Below are 449 nucleotides of genomic sequence, written 5' to 3'. Positions count from 1 at the left end.
TCCACTTGCGGCCGAAGTCATGGTGCGCAGTCCCCTTCCAATCCCCAATGGCAATAGGGCCATCTTGTCTTGGCGAAGGGTCGCAACGGCATGCACCGGCGCACAAGTCTCTGACATCGGAATAATGGCAAAAAGCTACGCCGAGGTCGTTTTCAGGACACTGGAGGTCGATTCCATCGGGCCCCGGCCATCGGCATCAGATCGCGGTGGCCCCGCCGTCGACCGCCAGTGCATGGCCGGTGGTAAAGGCCGCGCCATCGCTGCACAGGTAGAGCACCGCACTGGCGATCTCCTCGACCTTGCCGATGCGCCCCACCGGGTGCATGGCCGCGGCGAACTCGGCCTTCTTCGGGTCCGCCTCGTAGGCACGGCGGAACATGTCGGTGTCGATCACCGCCGGGCATACCGCGTTCACGCGGATTTTCTTCTTCGCATATTCGATGGCCGCC

At 63.3% G+C, this 449-nt stretch carries 1 protein-coding gene; it reads right to left on the bottom strand.

Annotated features, from left to right (window positions below; all coding sequences use genetic code 11):
* Nucleotides 1-196 precede the first annotated feature (196 nt).
* On the bottom strand, nucleotides 197-449 hold a 253-nt coding region (locus CWM66_RS28515; RefSeq protein ID WP_146159983.1), incomplete at its 5' end, for an SDR family oxidoreductase.

Origin of the sequence: Kosakonia sp. H7A (genome assembly GCF_003028445.1) — a bacterium.
Lineage (GTDB): Bacteria > Pseudomonadota > Gammaproteobacteria > Enterobacterales > Enterobacteriaceae > Kosakonia > Kosakonia radicincitans.
Note: the sequence above shows the minus strand (reverse complement) of the source record. Positions and strands in the feature narration are given on the sequence as shown.